The 23,406-nt window shown below is 35.8% G+C and carries 15 protein-coding genes; 5 read left to right on the forward strand and 10 right to left on the reverse strand.

Features of this window, described 5'->3' with window-relative positions:
- Positions 1-3 precede the first annotated feature (3 nt).
- Positions 4-1,605: an Ig-like domain-containing protein gene (locus YWA_RS0113125; protein WP_022828974.1), complete on the forward strand. Its 1,602-nt coding sequence runs from the start codon at positions 4-6 to the stop codon at positions 1,603-1,605.
- Here the strand turns inward: YWA_RS0113125 and YWA_RS0113130 are convergent.
- A complete protein-coding gene (locus tag YWA_RS0113130; protein ID WP_022828975.1) occupies positions 1,602-2,366 on the reverse strand; it encodes an amidohydrolase in 765 nt (254 codons plus the stop codon). The genes YWA_RS0113125 and YWA_RS0113130 overlap by 4 nt on opposite strands.
- A gap of 167 nt (positions 2,367-2,533) precedes the next feature.
- Here YWA_RS0113130 and YWA_RS0113135 point away from each other — a divergent pair, with 167 nt between their 5' ends.
- Entirely contained in the window at positions 2,534-3,097 is a 564-nt protein-coding gene (locus tag YWA_RS0113135; protein ID WP_026718802.1) for a hypothetical protein, read from the forward strand.
- Positions 3,098-3,183: 86 nt separating this feature from the next.
- On the opposite strand, the gene YWA_RS0113140 is transcribed toward YWA_RS0113135, so the two are convergent.
- From YWA_RS0113140 to YWA_RS0113165, 5 genes are all read right to left on the reverse strand, one after another.
- Positions 3,184-5,997, reverse strand: a complete 2,814-nt coding sequence (locus YWA_RS0113140) for a GH92 family glycosyl hydrolase (RefSeq protein WP_022828977.1) — start codon at positions 5,995-5,997, stop codon at positions 3,184-3,186.
- A gap of 476 nt (positions 5,998-6,473) precedes the next feature.
- Positions 6,474-7,217, reverse strand: a complete 744-nt coding sequence (locus YWA_RS0113150; protein WP_022828979.1) for a succinate dehydrogenase/fumarate reductase iron-sulfur subunit — start codon at positions 7,215-7,217, stop codon at positions 6,474-6,476.
- Positions 7,218-7,299: 82 nt separating this feature from the next.
- Positions 7,300-9,303: a fumarate reductase/succinate dehydrogenase flavoprotein subunit gene (locus YWA_RS0113155; RefSeq protein ID WP_022828980.1), complete on the reverse strand. Its 2,004-nt coding sequence runs from the start codon at positions 9,301-9,303 to the stop codon at positions 7,300-7,302.
- Positions 9,304-9,318: 15 nt separating this feature from the next.
- Complete coding sequence (locus YWA_RS0113160; protein ID WP_022828981.1) at positions 9,319-10,149, reverse strand: succinate dehydrogenase cytochrome b subunit; 831 nt, start codon at positions 10,147-10,149, stop codon at positions 9,319-9,321.
- A gap of 205 nt (positions 10,150-10,354) precedes the next feature.
- The gene (locus YWA_RS0113165; RefSeq protein ID WP_022828982.1) at positions 10,355-11,206 is read right to left on the reverse strand and encodes a ChaN family lipoprotein; all 852 of its coding nucleotides are present in this window, start codon (positions 11,204-11,206) and stop codon (positions 10,355-10,357) included.
- A gap of 146 nt (positions 11,207-11,352) precedes the next feature.
- On the opposite strand from YWA_RS0113165, the gene YWA_RS0113170 reads away from it, so the two are divergent.
- The gene (locus tag YWA_RS0113170; RefSeq protein WP_022828983.1) at positions 11,353-12,645 is read left to right on the forward strand and encodes an aminopeptidase P family protein; all 1,293 of its coding nucleotides are present in this window, start codon (positions 11,353-11,355) and stop codon (positions 12,643-12,645) included.
- A 149-nt stretch (positions 12,646-12,794) separates the two neighbouring features.
- A complete protein-coding gene (locus tag YWA_RS0113175) occupies positions 12,795-13,577 on the forward strand; it encodes an alpha/beta fold hydrolase (protein ID WP_022828984.1) in 783 nt (260 codons plus the stop codon).
- On the opposite strand, the gene YWA_RS0113180 is transcribed toward YWA_RS0113175, so the two are convergent.
- The 4 genes from YWA_RS0113180 to YWA_RS0113195 form a co-directional block, all read right to left on the reverse strand.
- On the reverse strand, positions 13,574-16,339 hold the full coding sequence (locus YWA_RS0113180; RefSeq protein ID WP_022828985.1) for a PD-(D/E)XK nuclease family protein: 2,766 nt from the start codon (positions 16,337-16,339) through the stop codon (positions 13,574-13,576). The two genes, YWA_RS0113175 and YWA_RS0113180, sit on opposite strands and share 4 nt — an antisense overlap.
- A 65-nt stretch (positions 16,340-16,404) precedes the next feature.
- Positions 16,405-17,787, reverse strand: coding sequence for an OmpA family protein (locus YWA_RS0113185; RefSeq protein ID WP_022828986.1), 1,383 nt, complete (start codon positions 17,785-17,787; stop codon positions 16,405-16,407).
- Positions 17,788-17,891: 104 nt separating this feature from the next.
- On the reverse strand, positions 17,892-19,091 hold the full coding sequence (gene kbl, locus YWA_RS0113190; protein ID WP_022828987.1) for a glycine C-acetyltransferase: 1,200 nt from the start codon (positions 19,089-19,091) through the stop codon (positions 17,892-17,894).
- A gap of 18 nt (positions 19,092-19,109) precedes the next feature.
- Positions 19,110-22,259: a UvrD-helicase domain-containing protein gene (locus YWA_RS0113195; RefSeq protein WP_022828988.1), complete on the reverse strand. Its 3,150-nt coding sequence runs from the start codon at positions 22,257-22,259 to the stop codon at positions 19,110-19,112.
- Between the two features lie 516 nt (positions 22,260-22,775).
- Here YWA_RS0113195 and YWA_RS0113205 point away from each other — a divergent pair.
- Positions 22,776-23,384 (forward strand): superoxide dismutase, encoded by a 609-nt coding sequence (locus tag YWA_RS0113205; RefSeq protein WP_022828990.1) that lies wholly within the window; start codon positions 22,776-22,778, stop codon positions 23,382-23,384.
- The last annotated feature ends 22 nt before the right edge of the window (positions 23,385-23,406 follow it).

A 23,406-nucleotide genomic window follows, 5' to 3' on the forward strand; every position in this document is an offset into this window, starting at 1 on the left:
TTTATGTTGAAAATCGCATCACGTTATTTATTGGTTCTATTGGCAATTCTACTCATTGGTTGCGCAAAAAGAGGAAACATTACCGGAGGTTTTAAAGATACCTTGGCACCGATTTTACGCGAAAGTGTCCCTAAAAAATACAAAACTAATTTTACAGGAAACGAGATCAAATTGTATTTCGATGAATATGTAAAATTGAAAGACGTCAACAAGCAATTAATCGTTTCTCCGCCAATGAATACGGCACCTGTTATCACGCCAACGAGTGCGAGTAAATATATTTCCATTAAAATAAAAGACACTTTAAAACCGGATACAACGTACAGTTTAAATTTTGGACAAAGTATTCAGGACAATAATGAAGGCAATGTCTTTCCCCAGTTTAAATACGTTTTTTCAACCGGAAGTTACATCGATTCACTATCCGTTTCGGGAACGATTCAAGATGCATTAGAAGCCAAAAGCGATAATTTTGTTACCGTGATGCTGTATGAAATCAATGAAAAATACAACGACTCAACCGTTTATAAAGAAAAACCAAGATATGTTACCAACACATTAGACAGTGCAACGACTTTCAAAATTGAAAATATAAAAGCCGGAACATACCAATTGATTGCTTTAAAAGACAATAATAACAACTTTATCTACAATCCCGGAAAAGACAAAATCGCTTTTTACAAAGAACCCATAGTTATTGGTGCTGAAAATGAATCTTATAATTTGAAATTGTTTCAGGAGGTTTTAAATTTCAAAACGTTCAAACCTGCTCAAGTTTCTGGAAATAGAGCGACTTTGGGTTATACGGGTGATGCTGAAAAAATGAATATTACTTTAAAAAACGGGAATGAAATTTTAAAAACAGTGGTAACTAAACTGCCGCAAAAAGACTCCGTTCAGATCTGGTTTCCAGTTGTAAAAGCCGATTCCTTACAACTATTATTGGATCGAGGCGATTATTCAAAAGACTATTATTTCAAAATTAAAGAACAAAAGAATGATTCGTTAAGCTTTACGCCAAAACCTTCTGGAACGATTCATTTTAGAGAGCATTTTGAATTGACGAGTTTTATACCTTTGACTAAATTTGACAAAACTAAAATGACTTTGGTCAACAAAGATTCTGTTGCAGTCGACTTCACAACGGAGTACGACGAGTTCAATCAAAAACTAAAATTTAATTTTACGAAGGAACCGGAACAAAAGTACAAAATCACGCTACTACCAGGAGCTTTAACTGATTTCTACGAAAGGTCGAATGATACTTTACAATACAAATTAAACACGAAAGGAACGAGCGATTACGGAAATCTGACGATGAAATTAGAAAACCTAAAGCGCTTTCCTGTGATTGTACAACTTACTGATGCCAAAGGAAAAGTAATCGACTCTGAGTATTTAGAAAGCGAACCTGTTGCAAGGTTCAATTTGATTCAACCGGGAACTTTTATCGTTCGAATTATTTACGATACCAACGGAAATAAAAAATGGGATGCAGGTAGTTATTGGGACAAAATGCAAAGCGAAGAAGTCATTTATTTCCCTGACGAAATAGACGTTCGCGCCAATTGGGATGTTGATCAACCTTTTATTTTAGCGCCTTAAACGAGTTTAAATGCATCCGCATCGTTCAGAAATCCAAATTTCTTACGATTTCGGTCTTGTGTTTCCTTGTCTAATGTCACGATATAAACTTCATCACATTGTTGCGGTTCTACAGTGAAATTCCCTAAACAATCCACGATTTGAGAATCACCCGAATAGCTGTTTTTATTTTCATCTTTCCCTATGCGATTTAGTCCGATTGTATAACTCATATTCTCAATCGCTCGTGCTTGTAGCAAAGAATTCCAAGCATTTGCTCTGGCTTTTGGCCAATTTGCGACATAAATCAACAAATCATAATTGTCCGTGTTGCGAGAATAAACGGGGAATCGCAAATCGTAACAAATGAGCGGACAGATTTTCCAACCTTTATACTCTACAATCAATTTGTCAGTTCCTGCCGTAAACTCATTGTCTTCACCGGACAAACTGAACAAGTGACGCTTGTTGTAATATTCCATTTTGCCATCAGGAAAAACGAATACGAGTCGGTTGTAATAATTTGCGTTTTCTTTAATGATTAAACTTCCTGTAATCGCACAATTTTTGGCTTTCGCCAAATGTTGCAACCAAGCCACGGTTTCGCCTTCCATAGTTTCCGCAACTGCTTTTGGATGCATCGTAAAACCAGTAGAAAACATTTCGGGCAATACAATCAAATCCACCTCTTCCATGAAACCCGTAATCTTTTGTACCAAATGACTGCGGTTTTCTACGGCATTTTCCCACACTAAACTGGTTTGAATCAAAGCTACTTTCATATGTAGATATTTATTGTTTTTTATCGGTCATATGTAATTCGCATATCTTAATTGGTTTTGCCACCAATTTTAGGTAATGCTCATTTCATAGTTGAATTTTTATTAAAGATAATCAATCTACAATCGGCATAAAAATGAATTGGCTATCTTGTCCAAAATTTAAGAATATGAAAAATATCTTTTTATTGATTACGCTGTTAAGTCTTCAATTTACAGTCGCTCAAGAAAAATCAGGGGCGGCACAATTCTGGGAAAACCTAAAAAAACATTGTGGGAAATCGTATGAAGGAACTTTGACTAGTGCTCCTGCAAACGATGATTTCGCAGGGAAAAAATTAGTAATGCACGTTCGCGCTTGTGACGATAATACTATTAGAATTCCGTTTTTTGTAGGAGATGATAAGTCGAGAACATGGGTTTTGATGTATGAAAATGATAGAATCCAACTAAAACACGATCACCGACACAAAGACGGAAGCGAAGATAAAATAACCATGTACGGCGGAACGACTACGAATTCCGGTTTGTCAAATTTGCAAATGTTTCCAGCAGACCAACAAACTTCTGACTTGATTGCTTATGCTTCCAATAACGTTTGGTGGATCACTTTAGATGAAAAATCGTATTCATATAATTTACGTCGAACCGGTTCTGATAAAGTATTTACGGTGACTTTTGATTTAACGAAAGTAATTCCAAACCCTTCAGCTCCTTGGGGAACGAAAGAGTAGATTTGTTTTTCTATTTGGAACAAAGATTTAAGAAATTCGAGAAATTTTAAAAATTATTCTAATTTCTTAAATCTGTGTCTCTTTTTTTATTTTACCTCGATTTCATCAATAAAAATATAAGCGTTTCCTTCATAACCTTGATGCCATTCTGGTAAGATTCCGTAATTGGTTGCTTTTACTTTTACGTATCTCGCTTTGATTGCATTCTTTGCTTTGAAGTCGAAGTTCTTGATTTTATTATCGGTTTCTTTGGGATCCACATCGTTCTGAACACTTCCTACAAACGTGAAATTTACATTGTCATTTGAAGTATAATAATCGACTTTAGTTGGCATTAAAATCCACGAACGCGAATCTTGTAAATAATTTGAACTGAAATTTTGAATTGATTTTGCTTCTTTCAAATCTACGATAGCTTCAAAATCTTGTCCTTGAAAACCTTGCCACTCGCCTTTTCTCCAGTTCGTAGTTCCATAAATTCCATCGATTAAACCTTCTGCTCCACCGGCATGATATTGTGGGTCGTATTTTGATTTGATGTCAATTGTGTAATTGTTTGGTTTTTTGAAGAATTCAGCTGAAACAGCATTGCTACCTTTTCCATCTCTTTTCACGTAAGCTTGAATTTTTTCAGATTGTGAAATTTCTAATGGATTTGTATATTTCATCCAAGCTGGTTTTCCTGGACTTGCACTTTGAAACATATAAAAAATCTCATCTTTTGGATTTTGCGAAGTAATCTCAATCTTCAATTTATCTTTAAATGATTTACTGTCCGCTTGAATTACTGGCACAGTAACGATATCAGTATATTTAAAAAAATTACTACTCCTTATAGCTTCATTATAAAAACTTCCAATGTTTTTTAATTCTTCTTTAGTGGAAGTTTTAGTAATCTCACTAATTTTCTCATTGTCTAAATTGAATTTTATTTTGTCAAAATAAGGTTGAGTAGAATCCCAACTAGCTTTCCCTGGAGTTACCGAATAAATCCCCATAGAACTCAAAACATACCAAGCACTCATTTGTCCACAATCTTCGTTTCCAATTAAACCGTCTGGAGTATTGGTGTAGAAATTATCTAAAATGTACTTTACTTTCTCGTTCGTTTTTTCGGGTTTGCCAATATAATTGTACAAATATGCCATGTGATGACTTGGCTCGTTTCCATGAGCATATTGTCCAATTAAACCTGTAACATCGACTTGCTGACGACCCGTAGTTTTACTTTCAGCGTTAAACATTTCATCAAGTTTCGCTTCGAATTTTGCATTTCCACCATACGCTTCAATCATTCCTGGAATATCTTGAGGAACGAAGAATGTATATTGCCATGCATTTCCTTCTGTATAATTATTGTTCACTTCTCTCGGGTCGAATGGTTTGTCCCAACCGCTATTTTTCTTTGGACGAATAAAACCTGATTCTGAATCGAACAGATTTTTCCAACTTTGAGAACGTTTCATGAAGTAATCGTAATCTTCATTTTTGTTTAAAAGCATCGCCATTTGAGCAATACACCAATCGTCATACGCATATTCCACCGTTTTTGAAACACTTTCATGTTCGTCATCAATCGAAATAAATCCGTTTTTCTTGTAAGCATCTAAACCTAAATGGTCTAACATTGCAGAATGTTTTGAAGCTTCAAATGCTTTTTCATAATCAAAACCTTTAATTCCTTTTGCCATTGCATCTGCCATAACTGAAACCGAATGATAACCAATCATGCAATCCGTCTCGTTGGAAGCCAATTCCCAAACCGGTAACCTCCCGCCTTGTTCGTACTGTTTTAGAAAAGTGTTGATGAAATCTGACGTTCGTTTCTTGTCAATCAAAGTGTACAACGGATGAGCCGCTCTAAACGTGTCCCAGAGCGAGAAAACAGAATAGTACTCAAATCCTTCGGCAGTATGAATTTTATTGTCTCTACCAAGATATTTGCCATCTAAATCTTGTGCAATGTTAGGTTGCATCATTGTATGGTATAATGCCGTGTAAAAAATAGCCAATTTATCTTTATCATTAGAAGTAACCTCAATTTTAGTAAGTTCTTTGTTCCAAAGTGCTTCGGTTTCTTTTTTTACTTTTTCAAAATCCCAATGATTGATTTCTGACATATTCAGCTTTGCTCCTTCGGTTGATGTTGGCGAAAGCGCTACTTTTATCTTAACCGTTTCTCCTTTTTTGACTTGCGTCGAAAAACTTAATGCTAATAAAGTTCCAGCGAACAATTTGTCTGTTACTGTTGCAGGTGAAACTGCATTGTTATTTACCGAAGTAATTTTCATCGGCTTGCTGAATTCAATTCGTGCAAAGACAAACTGATTGGTTGCCCAAGCTTCACTGTTTCGCATGATTTCAATCGTTTTGTCGTCGATGATTCGAACTTCGCCCATCAACAATTTATCTCGGTGATTTAAGTCCAAAATAATATTTGCTTGACCACTTTCATTGAATTTATATTCGTGAAAACCAACGCGTGTTGAAGTCGTTAATCGAACATCAATGTTATGCTTATCTAACTTGACACTGTAAAATCCGGCAGATGCTTTTTCGTTTTTGTGTGAAAATTTCGAAGAATAAATTTTATTGTCAAAACTTGTTTCGCCCATTGTTGGCATCAACATAATGTCGCCAAAATCGGAAACTCCTGTCCCATTTAAATGCGTGTGCGAAAATCCATAAATCACATCATCTGAATAATGATAGCCGGAACAACCGTCCCAACTTCCATCAATTCGCGTATCTGGAGAAAGTTGGACCATTCCAAAAGGTATTGTAGCTCCTGGAAAAGTATGTCCGTGTCCGCCGGTTCCGATGAAAGGATTTACGTGTTGTTGAAAGTCTTGCGCAAAAGCAAAAGTTGAAATTAGAAGTAGTAAACTGTAATATCTCATTAGTTGTGTGTTGGATTTTCAAAGATAGTAAAAGTTGTAAGTAACTCCGACAGAGTTTTAAACTCTGTCGGAGTTGAGCGAATGAAAAAATTCTTTCTGAAAATCCTGAAAAGCAATGAAGTTTGGAATATTTAAAGGAAATTAAAGCGTGTTTAATTTGGATGAAATTGATATTTTCACTTCTATTGAATTTGTTATTGTGATTGAAATTGATATTTTCTATTTACCGAGATTCGCGTTAGGGATAGTAACGGGAAATCCTTTTGTGGAATGCAATGGAACAAAAGATTATCTCACTTTATTTTTATTTTATTGGAGTTCGATGAATTTCATTTGAAGTGAATAGCCCGACCCTTGTGGTAACGCCCAAAAAAAAACGCAGCTGATAAATCAACTGCGTTTCTAATTTTATAAATAGGTTAGAAAAACTATCAAACCCACTTTATCCAGATTCCGCATCAAGTGCGGAATTGGTGTTATTTTACGCTTGCAACTAAATACTCGCGGTTCATACGTGCGATGCTTTCAAGAGAAATTCCTTTTGGACATTCTACTTCACAAGCTCCAGTGTTGGTACAGTTACCAAAACCTTCTTCGTCCATCTGACGTACCATATTCAAAACACGGTCGTGTGCTTCTACTTTTCCTTGCGGTAAAAGTGCGAATTGCGATACTTTTGCAGAAACGAATAACATTGCTGAAGCGTTTTTACAAGAAGCTACACAAGCTCCACATCCGATGCAACTTGCAACGTCAAACGCAGTATCTGCATCGTGTTTAGGAATTGGAATCGCATTTGCATCTTGCGTATTTCCTGAAGTACCTACAGAAATAAATCCTCCCGCATGCTGGATACGGTCAAAAGAACTTCTGTCTACCACTAAATCTCTAATTACTGGAAACGCTTTAGCACGGAACGGCTCGATAAAAATCGTGTCGCCATCCTTAAACATTCTCATGTGTAATTGACAAGTAGTTACTCCTCTATCTGGTCCGTGAGCTTCTCCGTTAATGAAAAGTGAACACATTCCGCAAATTCCTTCGCGACAATCGTGGTCAAAAGCAACTGGTTCGTCTCCTTTGTTTATTAATCCGTCGTTTAAAATGTCAAGCATTTCAAGAAAAGACATATCTCCGTCAATTCCATCGATTGGGTACTCAACGATTTTTCCTTCTGATTTGGCGTTTTTTTGACGCCATATTTTTAATGTAAGTTTCATCTCTTTTAAGTTTAAAAGTCATAAAGTCGAATGTCGAAAGTCTTTAAATTAAGACTTGTGGCTTTGGACTTCGGATTTATTTCTATTTGTAACTACGTTGTACCAATTTGATATTGTCAAAAACTAACTCTTCTTTGTGTAGCACCGCTTCGCTAGGTTTTCCTTTGTATTCCCAAGCTGCCACGTATGCAAAGTTCTCGTCGTCACGAAGTGCTTCTCCTTCTGGAGTTTGGTATTCTTCACGGAAGTGACCTCCACAAGATTCATTACGGTGTAATGCATCTGTTGCGAAAAGTTCTCCTAATTCCAAGAAATCGGCAACACGCATGGCTTTTGCCAATTCTTCGTTGAAACTGTCCATTGTTCCAGGAACACGAACTTCTCTATGGAATTCTTCGCGTAAAGCTGCAATTTCGCTAATCGCTTCAGTTAAACCTTGTGCATTACGAGCCATTCCAACTTTGTCCCACATAATTTTTCCTAATTTCTTGTGGAAATAGTCAACTGAATGTGAACCGTTGTTGTTAATGAATTTCTCTAACTGCTGACGAACGTTATTTTCTGCCGCTTCAAATTCTGGTGTATCCGTTGGGATTTTACCTAATTTGATATCCGGTGCTAAATAATTTCCAATTGTATACGGAAGTACAAAATATCCGTCTGCCAAACCTTGCATCAAAGCCGAAGCTCCTAAACGATTCGCCCCGTGGTCAGAGAAATTAGATTCTCCAATTGAGAAACAACCTGGAATGGTAGTCATCAAATTGTAATCAACCCAAGTTCCACCCATTGTGTAGTGAACTGCTGGATAAATCATCATTGGTGTTTTGTATGGATTCTCATCAATGATTTTCTCATACATCTGGAACAAGTTACCGTATTTATTAGCTACTACTTCAGTACCTAATTCGATAATTTTAGCCGCATCAGCCGTTTCATGTAAACCTTTGATGTACGCTTGCTCATTTCCGTATCGTTGAATTGCTGTAGCAAAATCAAGATAAACCGCTTGACCTGTTTTGTTCACTCCAAATCCTGCATCACAACGCTCTTTTGCAGCACGAGAAGCAACGTCACGAGGAACTAAGTTTCCAAAAGCTGGATATCTTCTTTCCAAGTAATAATCTCTTTCTGCTTCAGATAAATCCGTTGGTTTTTTCTTACCCTCACGAATTGCTGCTGCGTCTTCTAATGTTTTTGGAACCCAAATACGTCCATCATTTCTCAAAGATTCCGACATCAAAGTCAATTTTGACTGGTGATCTCCAGAAACTGGAATACATGTTGGGTGAATTTGTGTGTAACAAGGATTTGCAAAATATGCACCTCTCTTGTGTATTTTCCACGCTGCTGTAGCGTTACTTCCCATCGCATTTGTAGAAAGGAAGAAAACGTTTCCGTATCCACCAGAACCTACCACAACTGCGTGAGCTGAATGTCTTTCTATTTCTCCTGTAACCAAGTTACGAGCGATAATTCCTCTAGCTTTTCCGTTTACGATAACTAAATCTAGCATTTCGTGACGGTTGTACATTTTAATTTTTCCACGACCGATTTGACGGTTCATTGCAGAATATGCTCCTAAAAGTAATTGCTGTCCTGTTTGTCCTTTTGCATAAAAAGTACGTGAAACTAATGCTCCACCAAAAGAACGGTTGTCCAATAAACCACCATATTCACGTGCCAATGGAACTCCTTGAGCCACACATTGGTCAATGATATTAGTAGAAACTTCAGCTAAACGATATACGTTTGCTTCTCTTGAACGGTAATCTCCCCCTTTAACCGTGTCATAAAACAAACGGAAAGTTGAATCACCATCTCCTTGGTAATTTTTTGCAGCATTAATACCTCCTTGAGCAGCGATCGAGTGTGCTCTACGAGGTGAATCCTGAAAACAAAATGCTTTAACGTTATAACCCAATTCGGCTAGAGTTGCAGCGGCAGAACCTCCTGCAAGACCTGTTCCCACAACGATTATATCTAAATTTCTTTTGTTTGCCGGATTAACTAAATTAATATGGTCTTTATAATCGGTCCATTTGTCCGCGATTGGGCCATTTGGTATTTTTGAATCTAAACTCATGATTTTATAGGTATATTATTTAGCAAAAAAGTGAATGTAAACTGGAATCGTAGCGAATAATAGTGGAACTAAAATCGCGAAACCTTTCCCGAATACTCTAATGAAGCCATTGTATTTTGGATGATTTACTCCTAATGATTGGAATGCGCTTGCAAAACCATGTAGTAAGTGAAATGCTAAAACGAACATAGCAAGAACGTACATAATTGTAGCAATCAAACCATATTTTGCATCTTGAAAATAGTCAAAAGTAATTTTGTGTAAATCTTTGTAACCGTCTTTCAATTTTACATTTGCTGCAGCGTCAAAGAATTCAGTACGATTTTTAATAAGAACCGCCTTCTGTTCTACTTGTATTTTAGGTAAATAACCGCCGTCCGTTGTCAAGTAAAACTCTTGTTTTTGACCCGCAATGTCAATTGTTGTAGTTTGCAACGGCATGTTTTCGTCAAAATGCATTACAGCCCAAAAGTTAACCATGTGTGTAATGATGAAAATCAAAATTAACGATCCTAAAATCGCCATGTTTCTTGAAGCCCAGTGACTGTTTGCACTTGGATTTTCTTTTGCATAACCAATTGGCCTTGCTTTTCTGTTTTGAATAGTCAGTAAAATACCGTCGATTGCGTGAAACACAATAGAAATGTAAGTCACATAAGATAATAATTTAACTGCCGGATTGGTAGTCATAAATACCGCATACTGGTTGAATTGTAATGCGTCTCCAAATATTAGTTGCAAGTTTCCAGCCAAGTGTCCAGCTAAAAACAAGCATAAAAATAAACCTGTAAGAGCCATCCAGTACTTCTTAGCAAGTGACGACTTTAATAATGCAGATTTTGCCATAATTTATAATTGAGTGTTTTAAAATCACACAAAAATACTGCTAATTCAGAAATACTACAACCTTTGAACCTCTATTTATAACGATTTTAAAGTGTTTAATTCACGACAACATTCTTAAATTGACTAGAATTTATAATGTCTTTTTAAAAATGCTTGTAAAAAACCGATAAATATTCAACATCTGAGTCTACCTTAAAGGATTGCATCAATACGTTTTAGTCATGTTTTCATCGGTAACTAAAATGAAGTCTGCTTTGTTTACAGATTCCTTTTCCAGCCTCTTAAGTTGACTTTGCTCCACGGTAGAAATAGTTACTACTCGAAGTTCAGGCTTATATTTTCTTAAATACCAGTTAATTCCATCAAAATTATCCGAATGAAAACTTCCATTATAATGAATAAAAACAGAATCTGATTGTAGGTTTTTCACAATAAAATAAGCCATAGTCGCATCTTTACTTGCTTGCGCTTTTGGCATATTTGGACTCGTGTGTTCGCCCATCATCGTCATCATTTCTTTATAGCCAGGCAAATCCTTGTCATAAGGAATCGGTTGTGGGGCAATCCAAGATTTTTCTTCTTCTGTCAAAGATTCTAAACTTTCAAATCCCTTTTTATGAACCATGGATGCGTAACGTCGTGGAACATTGGTTGCGATGAATTTAATTTTCTTGGCTTTCGCCAAATCTACTAAAGGTTTATAGTCGGTTTTATAATTAGGCCACAATCGAGCAGAAGAATCTAATTGCTTCTGAGTTATTTTTCCAGACAAATACTCATTTAATTGCATTTGGTTATCCGCTTCAATCATTTCGGCTCCTAAGACAATTGCTTTTTTAGCAGCAATTTCTTTTGTCAATTCTAATTCCAACCAATGACAAATGGGATTGTCGTGAAATTCTCCAAAGAAAACAACTTCGGCTTTCAAACCTGCTTTTACCACTTTTTCAAAAGAAACCTTTCTTCCCTTCTTGTCAAAAAGTTGATAAGCTTTTTTATGTTGAGCGTTTAAAATCGTGCAAGTTGCCAATAGAAATAAGACGATACCGTTTTTCATTGTATAAAATTTGTCTAAATATAACAATATTCTCAAATTTTATAGCGGTCTTAACTTCAATTGAACCTATTATTATTAAATTTGAATTTCTTAAAACTTCTTCATTTACGAAGTTTTTTTTCACAACAAAATAAAATCTTTCACACATGAAATACCATCAAATAGACCGACCGCTTTTTATCAAAAATCGCAAGAAATTTACGGCAGCTATGAAACCGAATAGTGTAGCCGTTTTCAACTCAAATGATATTTACCCCGTTTCAGCAGATAGTACGTTGCCTTTTGCACAACACCGCGATATATTTTATCTAAGTGGTGTGGACCAAGAAGAAAGTATTTTATTGCTTTTCCCGGACGCTCCTTATGAGAGTTTGAGAGAAATTCTATTTTTGAAAGAAACGAACGATCACATTGCGGTTTGGGAAGGCGAAAAACTGACTAAAGAACGTGCTTTTGAAGTATCAGGAGTGAAAACAGTGATTTGGTTGCAAGATTTTCACAAGACTTTGAAGGAAGTAATGGCGTATTCAGATACGATATACATTAATACGAACGAACATTATCGCGCAAGTGTGGATACGCAAACCCGTGAAGACCGTTTTATAAAATGGTGGAAAGAAAACTATCCAGCTCATAAAGTAGAAAAATCAAACCCAATATTACAACGCTTGCGTTCTGTAAAGGAGCAAGAGGAATTAGATTTAATTCAACACGCTTGTAATATTACCGAAAAAGGTTTTCGTCGTGTTTTGAATTTTGTAAAACCAGATGTAACAGAGTATGAAATTGAAGCAGAATTTATCCACGAATTCATCAGAAATCGTTCAAAAGGTTTTGCTTACACGCCAATTATTGCTTCAGGAAATAATGCGAATGTTTTGCATTACATCGAAAACAACCAACCTTGTAAAGCAGGTGATTTAATCTTGTTTGACGTTGCTGCAGAATATGCTAATTATTCAAGCGATATGTCGCGTACAATTCCTGTTTCAGGAAAATACACAGACCGACAAAAAGCAGTTTACAATGCTGTTTTGAGAGTAAAAAATGAAGCTACAAAATTATTAGTTCCAGGTGCATTTTGGAAACAATACCATGAGGAAGTGGGTAAAATTATGACTTCAGAATTACTAGGTTTAGGTCTTTTAGACAAAGCCGATGTGCAAAACGAAAATCCAGAATGGCCGGCTTATAAAAAATATTTCATGCATGGAACTTCACACCACATGGGATTGGACACGCACGATTATGGTTTGCTTTACGAACCTATGAAAGCGAATATGGTTTTCACTGTTGAACCAGGAATTTATATTCCAGCAGAAGGTTTTGGTATCCGATTAGAAGATAATGTCGTGATTCAAGAAAGCGGTGAACCGTTTAATATGATGGCGAATATTCCTATTGAAGTCGAGGAAATTGAGTCGCTTATGAATGCGTAAAGTTGTAGGTTCTAGGTTGTAAGTTATAGGTTAAAACGGTTTACGAAAGTGAGCCGTTTTTTTTTGTATTTATCAATCTTTATCAACATCGTTTTAAACCACGAAAAGTAAACCGTAATTTTGAAAAGAATTCTATCAAATCTTTTGCATTGAAAACAATCCACTTCAAGAATACCAAAATATCCTTTGCAGATGAAGGCAAAGGAACAGCACTCATATTTCTGCACGGTTTTTTGGAAAACAAAAAAATGTGGAACGCGTTGGTTCCGGAGTTTTCAAAGAAATACCGAGTAATTACGATTGATTTATTAGGTCATGGTAAATCGGAATCTTTGGGATATGTGCATTCCATGGAAGATAATGCGGATATCGTTCATACTGTTTTAGCTGAACTTCGTTTGCGAAAAGCCATTTTTGTAGGACATTCTATGGGAGGTTATGTGGCTTTGGCTTTCGCCGAATTGTATCCAGAATTCATGAAAGGACTTGTGCTACTCAACTCCACATCGCGAGCTGATAGTGACGAACGAAAAGCCAATCGAGACCGAGCGATTCTAGCCGTAAAACAAAATTACAATACATTCGTTAGACTTTCTATTGCCAATTTATTCAGCGAAAACAACCGTGAACGACTTGCTGATGAAATTGAATATGTAAAAGAAGAGGCCTTAAAAACGCCCCTTCAAGGAATTGTTGCTTCACTAGAAGGTATGAAAATTCGCAAAGACCGTGAAGTCTTACTGCACTTTTCCGCTTATCCAATTTTGCTCATTTTAGGTAAAAAGGACCCAGTTTTGAATTACATCGAAAGTCTCGACCAGATAGAAGGTACAAAAGTAGAACTCGTAACCTTTCCCGACGGACACATGAGTACGATTGAAAATCAGGAAGAATTAACTGTTGTTTTGAGTGGTTTTTTTAAGAAAGTTTAATTAATTTTTTCCGAAAATGGAATGTCAACATTCAAGATTTCTTTTAATAATATCACCAATTCATTCAAATAACTTTCTAAAACAGCGGCATCAACTACGCTACAAACTTCCTTCCCTTCCTTAAATTTGAACGGCAAAAAGCCATTTCTTAAATTTTTAAAAGAGATAATGCCAACTTCCATCGGCTTGCCTTTAGCTTCATTTTCAAACATGAAAGCGTAGGCCAAAATCTGAATAATCTTATCGTTCTTAATTTCTGTAACCAAGTGATCCCAGGTTTTCAATGTAACAGAAGGAGCTTCTACTTTACCCGTTTTATAATCTATGATTCTAATTTTTTCGTTTCGTTCTTCAATTCGATCTACCGAACCACCAATTAAAACGGGAAAAGGCAATTCAGGATGCTCAAAAACACGCTCATATCGTTTTTCTAAGGAGATAATTTTCACTTCATCGCCCGCTTGCAACTCTTTCAATTCCATGGTTAAAAAGTTGAAAATATTTCGCTTCGCTACTTCAAATACCAATAAATTTCGCCCTTTTTGAATGTCTCCTTCTTTATAAATCAGTTTAAATTGATTCAAAACTTCCTTTTCAATTCTAGGGAAAAGTGCTTTGATGTCTTCAACGATAAGTAAATGACCCACGAAAGGTTTGTACATTTCAAAAAGCGTTTCGTGGATAATGGTTCCCAAAGTATTCACGGCAATATTCTCCTCTACTTCGTCCACTTGATTGATGCGGATGATTTTTTGAAAATAAAATTGAATCGGATTACGAATGTAACTTGTCAATGCAGACGGTGAAAATCCCTTCTTTGCTATTTCCGCAAGTCGTGACATTACGCTTTCTGATTTTTCAACAACAATAGGTTCATACGCTTTTTGCGGCACTTCTGAATTGTAAATTTCTTGCGTAAGTTCGTGAGCGTCTTGTTTTTCAATTTCAATTTGCGTGATGAATCTACTTCTTTCGCCTCCGTCTAGACCTTCACTTTCGGTGTTGTAAAGCAAATAAATGTTTTTAGCACGTTGCAAAAGATGGTAAAAGTGAAAAGTATAAATGGCATCTTTTTCTTTGAAAGTGGGCAATCCCAATTCCCTTTTCACATCATAAGGAATAAACGAATTGGAAGCTTTTCCGGCCGGAAATTTACCTTCATTCATTGATGTTATAATCACGTTTTCAAAATCTAAAACGCGACTTTCTAAAACTCCCATTAATTGCAAACCACTTAATGGTTCTCCCTCAAAAGAAACTTCAGCAACATCAATAACTTGTTTGTAAATCGCAAATAGTGTGTTTAAATCATCTATTTCGTCGTGGTTCGTGTAGTACGTAATCAGTTTATTGATGACTTTAAAAATACTGTACACAAACGCATTCGTAATTTTTTCTTCTTGTGAATCCTTTCCTAAATTCTCTTTAATCAACATTAAAATCGAAGATAAATTCTCCAGAATTCCAAGCGGTTTTTGATTCCATTGTTGGAATAAAAGGTCAAATAATGGATTGCTTTCGCCTTGTAATTCAAGAACTCTCTTGTGCGTTATAAATGTGTAATTATTTTGATTTATAATCTTGGCCAAAGCCAAAGTATTGCTGTACGGTTCCACCAAAGGATGCGTCAATATGTCCATAAAATCTTTGTAATAAAATACATAAGATTTTGGATTTCGCTTGATCGCATGGGTGTGTAATTTGAAAAGTTTCGCTAGTAACAATTGAGCTGGATTATTCTTAGCCGAATATCCCATGGTTATATTTAGTGAGGGAACACTTTGCGGAAGCGAATGTAAAATTGGCAACAGCAAACTTTCTTCACCTAAAACAACAGCAGTTTTATGAATACTCTCTGGCGTTTCTTCCATTATTTTCTCAACGATCTTACCTGCAATTTTGGCTTGACCAATGGTTTTTGGCGTTCCAATAATTTGAATTTTCTTGGCTAACGAATAATCATTTGCAATCCATTCAAAAGGATTTGTTTTATAATGGTGCCACTCTTTCTTAAAACGACGGAGAAACAATCCTGCGTCATGCTGGTAATCATTCATGAAAACTTGATCAATATCCCAAACAATTTCAGCTTGGTCCCGTTCTAAAAGATGTTGAACAATTTTTTCTTCAGTAGCATTCAAGGCATTGAATCCTGCAAAAAGGTATTTTTTATTTGAAATAGATTTTGAAAATGAATCTAAATTCTGAACCGCTTCTCGGTAAATTAAACCTTGATAGCCAATTCCTTTTTTCAATAAGAAAGCATACAATTCCGAATAATATTTGGGTAAAAGTGCCCAAAACTTCAGATACTTCTCAATCATGGAAGTTCTTTTGTCCACATCAAGTGACCAGTGTTTGATATCTTCAATGTCTTTTAGATAAGAAAAAACATGATTAGGCTTCAGCAGATAACGATCGATTTCATTAAAATCTTGCAAAAGAATTTTTGCCCAATTGGCAAATGATTCAAAATCATCGTGCTGTTTTTCATCTTGCGGCAACGATCTGTAAACGGTATAGAATTCAAATAGTAATTCTACAGTATCGATAGAACGAATTTGAGCTAATTGTTGCACAAATTCTTCTATGCTTATAATTTCAGGTGCAAAGATTGTTTGCTCAGCATTATTCTTTAATTCATCTAGCAAAAAAACTTTCGCTCTTTTGTTAGGTAAAACAACAATTAAATCTTGCGTTTTTACAGCCGAATCATTTAGAATTTTCCGGGCTAGTTGGCTTAAAAATGATGTATTATCCATGAGATAAATATAAAAAAAACGCCCCGATAAATCGAGGCGTTTCTTAAATATTTAAAAGGAACTTATTATTTTACTAATAAAACTTCAACTCTTCTGTTGTTTGCTTTTCCTTTTGCAGTTTTGTTTGTGTCAATTGGTTTTTGCTCACCATATCCTGATGAAGTCAAACGAGAAGACTCAATACCATTTTCAATTAAGTAACCTTTTACAGCTCCAGCTCTATCTTCTGATAAAGTTTGGTTCATTGCATCTTTACCATCACTGTCAGTATGACCTTCAATGCTGAATTTAGATCCAGGGAATTCTTTCAAGATTGCAGTAATAGATTGTAATACTGGGTAAGTTTCTTGTTTGAAAGAAGATTTTCCACTGTTAAATAAAATTGTTTTAGCGTAAGCGTTCAATTTAATTACTTGCTCTTGAGTCATTTCTGGACAACCCATGTTAGCAACTGTTCCTTTAACTGTTGGACATTTGTCATCTTTGTCTAATACTCCGTCTCCGTCAGTATCAGGCCATGGACAACCACCATTTTCTTTAGGACCAGCAACTGTAGGACATTTATCATCTTTATCAGCGATTCCATCTCCGTCAGCATCTGGACAACCTTTTAATGCTTTCAAACCAGCAACATCTGGACAAGCATCTTCGCTATCTTGTACTCCGTCTCCGTCAGTATCAGGACAACCATTGAATTCAGCTAAACCAAATACATCTGGACAAGCATCATCTTTGTCTAAAATTTTGTCTCCGTCAGTATCAGGACAACCGTTTAATTCTTTTGGACCAGCAACATCTGGACATGCATCATCTTTGTCATAAACTCCGTCACCATCTGTGTCTTTTCCTCCAAATTTGAAAGTCAAACCAGCAAAGTGCTGAAAATGATCAGGAATCGCATCTCCGAAACCATGTTTGTAAGTAGATTGTAATGCAAGACCAACTGTTTCAGTAAACCAAAAAGTTAATCCTAAACCACCATTTACAGTACCTGTATCGTAGTCACCCATCCAAGTGTAACCTCCACCGATGTGAACCGAAGGATCAATTACTTTAGATCTGATTGCATTCATAAAGCTGTAACGGATGATACCGTCTGCTCCATAATAAGTCAAATCTCCAGGATTTGATACAACATAACCTGTACCACCTATTTCTCTTGTTGTTAATTTTGTAATTTTGTTAATAGAACCCGTAACTCCAAATGAGAAATTATCTCCAACTGCTCTACTTAAGTTTAAATAAGAAACTGAAGGCAAAATATTCCAGCTTTCTTTAATTTTGAATGGCTGATTGAATTTGTCTGCGAAGTCATCGCTCGCTCCCGCACGAGTGTCTACTGCGTTAACACCAAAGGTGATAGCCCAGGGATTATTACTGTCTTGAGCTTGGGCGTTCAATCCCATAGCAAGTAAAACAGCAACAAGAATTTTGTTAAGATGTTTCATAATTGATTAATTTAGTTACAAAAGTTATAGGACAAAAGTAATGTGAAAGTTTGTAAGAACAAAAGAAAGTGTTAATAAAATAATATATATTTATTATAAGATTTCTATGTCGTCAAAACACCAAGACTTTTACCAACCTCAATGAATGCATTTATCGCATGATCCAAGTGCTCTTTAGTATGTCCTGCTGACAACTGAACACGTATTCTCGCTTTGTCTTTAGGCACTACTGGAAAGAAGAATCCAATTACATAAATTCCTTTTTTTAGTAATTCATCGGCCATTACTTGCGATAATTTGGCATCATACAGCATTACTGGAACAATTGCAGAATCACCTTGAACGATATCGAAGCCTGCTTTTGTCATTCCTTCTTTGAAATAATTGGTATTCCACTCTAATTTATCTCTTAAAGTTGTATCATTTGCTAACAATTCAAAAACTTTGATTGAAGCACCAACAATTGCAGGAGCCAATGAATTTGAAAATAAATACGGACGTGAACGCTGACGCAAAATTTCGATGATTTCTTTTTTCGCCGTTGTATAACCTCCCATTGCTCCACCTAATCCTTTTCCTAGAGTTCCTGTGATAATATCCACGCGACCCATGACTCCTTTAGCTTCCAATGTTCCTTTTCCTGTTGCACCAATAAAACCTGCAGCATGGCATTCGTCTACCATTACCATAGCGTCGTATTTATCAGCTAAATCGCAAATTTTATCTAATGAAGCTACGATTCCGTCCATTGAGAAAACGCCATCTGTAACAATTAGTTTAAAACGAGTTCCTTTTTCAGTAGCGGCAATTAATTGTGCTTCCAAATCTACCATGTCGTTATTTTGGTAACGGTATCTTGCTGCTTTACACAAACGAACTCCGTCAATAATTGAAGCGTGATTTAAACTATCTGATATAATACAATCTTCTTCTCCTAATAATGGTTCGAAAACTCCACCATTTGCGTCAAAAGCGGCTGCATATAAAATCGTATCTTCAGTTCCGTAGAATTTAGCAATTTTTTGCTCTAATGTCTTGTGAATATCTTGTGTTCCGCAAATAAAACGAACAGATGACATTCCGAAACCGTGTGAATCTAAAGTATCCTTCGCTGCTTGAACCACTTCAGGATGTGAAGAAAGTCCGAGGTAATTATTAGAACAAAAATTTAAAACGGTTTCACCTGTAGAAATCGTAATTTCCGCTCCTTGAGGTGAAGTAATAATTCTTTCTTTTTTGAAAATGCCATTATCCTCAATAGCTTTCAACTCTTCTTGCAAGTGCTGCTGAATTTTTCCGTACATAGTTTGTGTGTTTATTTTTTACAAATTTACAATTTCAATTTCGTTGCCAATGTATATGATGGACTTTTTAATCACTTTATAACCCATTTGCTCAATCGCGTCTTGATAAGTTTGCAATTGTTGATAGTATTTAGGCTCATGTTTCCCGGTTTTATAATCTAACAAATACATTTCGTCATTATTTTTTAAAACCATTCTATCCGGTTTTACTAAACGTCCTTGCTTTTGAATGATAGTTTGCTCGTTAAAAACCGTATTATTTTCGTCGAAAAATATTCCTAAATCATCGTGGTTAACGATATCCCGAATGGTTTTTTCTACAATTTGTTTTTGGGTACTTGCAATTAATCCGTTTTCCAGAGCTGTTTGCAAAGCCAAATCAATATCTGATTTTGTGTGAACATACGACAAAACTTCGTGAATCACATTTCCGTAGGTAATTGCGTCTTGTTGCGAAGTTCCCCACATTAACGATTCACGTTGTGCGATTTTGATATTTTCAATTGGCAATACTTCTGCAACTCGTGTTATTTTCTTTGGCGAAATTGTCGCTTTCTTTTCAGCTGAATATTTCTGCGCAACGCCAAACTCATATTCTAACTTTCCCTCTTCAAAGATATGAATGCTGTCCAAATATTTCAGCAAATAAGAGGAAGTTGTATTTGGCCACTCGCCTTTTGAATTCAAAACCTCATATTGCGAAATAATGTACAATTGTTCTTCCGGACGCGTCAAGGCAACATACAAAACATTAATGTTATCTAATAATTGTTCTTGTGCTTTCTGGTTAAAAACAGTTTTTGCAGCTTCACCAAATCCTTCAACTGCTTTATTATTATCGATTAATACTTTTGGCAAGTCGAAAGTTTGCGTTTCATTATTTACCCATAATTTGTCTTTTCGTTGTCTGCTGTAATTTTCGTCGGCAAAGGGAAAAATCACAATTGGAAATTCGAGTCCTTTAGATTTATGAATTGAAATAATCCGAACTGCGTTATTGCCTTCCGGCGAAGGAATGCTGAAACTCGTTTTTTTCTTGTCCCAATATTCTAGAAAGTCAGCCACTCCTGCTTGGTTTTTAATATCACGTTCTAAAACAATATCTAGGAAATATTGCAAATAAGCGTTATTCTTTGACACTGGAATACATTTCGAAATCAATAGTTCAACAGTTTCATACAGTGCTTTTTTCCGAATGTTTTGGAAAGACAATTTCATTTCGAAGATTTCCAACCATTCTTCCAATTCCTTTTCAGAAGTGAAACTCATTCCTTTTGCAATAAAATCGTGAATTTTAGCAGGTGGCAAATTGTAAAAACCTACATAATATAGAAAATTTGCTTTCGCTTCAAGGTCGTTTGCGTTTTTTAGATAATTCAACGCGTGAATTAAAAACTGAACTTCGGTCGCATTTGCAATTAATAGCGTTTCTGAAGATTGAATTGGAATTTTATTTTCTGTCAAATAATTGGCAACAGCCACGCCGTCTTTATTATGACGAACGACAACCGCAATATCGCTATAGGAATAGCCTTGCTGCGTTACTTTCAAAATTATATCTAACGTTTTAATCACATATAATTCGTCTTGCGTCACTTCATCTTCCTCTTCTGATTTCTCTTTTTTCGGTAAAAATGACACATTTACATAACCACCAATTTTATCTTTAACATTCTGCCGACTGTGATTTTCGTACAAATCTTTGTAATCTTTGTGTTCAAATTCGCCTGAAATGTATTTGAAAAAATCATTATTGAACTCAATAATTTGAGAGTAACTGCGGAAATTATCTTCTAAATGAACGACCGTTTTATCGGGATTTCCAAAAGGATTTGCATCTTTACTCAATTCTATAAACTGTTCTGCTTTTCCACCTCGCCAACGGTAAATGGATTGTTTTGGGTCTCCCACAATCATTAGTGAACCTCGTTCTCCTTGCAAATCTTCGCTCACTAAAGCGTTGTCAATTAACGGAATTAGGTTTTGAAACTGCATTTCTGAAGTATCTTGAAATTCGTCAATAAAGAAATGTTTGTAGCGTTCGCCCATTCGTTCGTATATAAATGGAGCAGGTTGCTTTTGAATTTCTTTGTGAATAATGGCATTAAATTCAGCAATAGAAAGTATGTTTTGTTCCTTTTGAATATCTGCTAATTTACTGCTCAACGTATTCAACAGCGAAAGTGGCGTTATGTTCTTTAGAAATGCTTTGTAAAAATCGTGTTGGGCAAATTGTTCATAAATAATTTGCAGTTGCGATAGCATTTGCGGAATTAAGTTTTCAATAATCGCTCTGTCTTTTGCGGTTTTATTAATGGCGATATCTTCAAATTCGTAGTATCTTTTATTTAAAGGATTAAAGTTTTTTTCCGAAATTCCTGTGATGTGATTGGGAAAAGTTCCTCTTGAAAACGATTTTAAATCAACTCCGTTTTTATCCAAAGTCTCTAAAATATCCGAAGCACGTTTTGCGTTTTCTTCGATAATCATTTTGCACGTTTCCTTTAATTTCTGTTTGATTTCCATAAAATCAGGAATCGACTTCCCGTGGAAATGTACTATTTCTTCCCGGTTGTTTTCGTTGAGAATTAATCTTCCCGTGTCCATAATTTCGCGTGAAATATCCCAACTTTTATCGTCGTCGGTTTTTTCCATAGTGAAATCGATGAGGAGTTTGGTCAGCATTTCATCAGTTCCTGCTTCGGCAATTATCGCGTCAACAGCTTCGGTTAGTAGATTCTCCGTATCAAGCGAAACTTCAAATGTCATAGGAAGGTCAAGGTCATGAGCGAATGTTCGGATGACTTTGTGGGTAAATTTATCAATTGTGGAAATATCAAATGCGGCATAATTGTGAATAATATGCTTGATGATTTCTTTTGATTTTGCTGTAATTTGAGAAGCGTCGAGTTCGGTTTCTTCAATTAAAACGTCCATTAATTGCATGGCTTTCGCCGAAGGTTGGTCTTTTATGAATTCGGAAAGACTTCCTACGATTCGGCTTTTCATTTCGTGAACGGCTTTGTTGGTAAAAGTGATGGCGAGAATGGAACGATACGCATCATTTTTTTTTGCCGTCAAGATGATTTTTAGGTATTCCTTTACAAGATTAAAGGTTTTTCCTGAACCTGCAGAAGCGTCGTAAATGGAGAAAGCATGTTTTTGCATGGTTGATAATTTGTCTAAAAATAGTGCTTTTTTTTGGAGATTGGACAGGAATATTAAAATCCTTTTTTACCACAAATTTCACAAATTAGCACAAATTAAATGGTTGATTCAATAGGTATAAATTATGGTTGATGGGTTTTTTACACGAATTGCACAAATTTCCACAGATTAAAAATTTTTAATTATAAGTAGTTTTTGTGTGAATCCTTAAATCACTAGCCGTGGTAGTAGCGGAAATCCCGAATCAGTCGGGACGGAATCAAAAAAGTCAATCTTTCCTGACCAAAAAGAGCGACCGGAGGACCCCGAAGCTTCGGGGCCTTTTTGGTCTTTGGAAAAATAGTTTTTTTGAGAGTCCCGAAGTTTCGGGATTGAAGTGGATGACGCGAAATAGCTTCTGAAACTTTAAATTGCCATTTTTTAAAGAAACTATAACAGTTGTGGTCTTTTAATTTTGACATTAATTCCTTATTTTTGGTTACAATTTTTATAAATCAATACTAAAACATAAATATTATGGCATTTGAATTACCAAAATTACCTTATGCATACGATGCATTAGAACCACATATTGATGCAAGAACGATGGAAATTCACCATACGAAACATCACAATGCATATACAACAAATTTAAATGCGGCTATTGAAGGTACGGATTTAGAGGGTTTAACGATTGAGAATATCTTGATTAACTTGGACAAAAAAAATGCTGCAGTTAGAAATAACGGTGGTGGATTTTACAATCATAATTTGTTTTGGACGGTTATGTCGCCTGATGGTGGCGGTGAACCTAAAGGTGAATTGATGGCTGCGATTGAATCTTCTTTTGGAAGTTTTGACGAGTTTAAAACTAAATTTGCAAAAGCGGGTGCGACTCAATTTGGTTCAGGTTGGGCTTGGCTTTGCGTGAAAAAAGACGGTAAACTTGAGGTTTGTGGAACGCCAAATCAAGATAATCCATTGATGCCAGACGTAGGTTGTGGTGGAACGCCAATTTTAGGAATGGACGTTTGGGAACACGCTTATTACTTAAATTACCAAAACCGTCGTCCGGATTATATTGAAGCTTTCTTTAAAGTGGTAAATTGGACGGAAGTTGCAAGACGTTTTGCAGTAGAAAAATAAAAATTTTAATCGTTTGAAATTT

The organism is Flavobacterium antarcticum DSM 19726 (assembly GCF_000419685.1).
GTDB lineage: Bacteria > Bacteroidota > Bacteroidia > Flavobacteriales > Flavobacteriaceae > Flavobacterium > Flavobacterium antarcticum.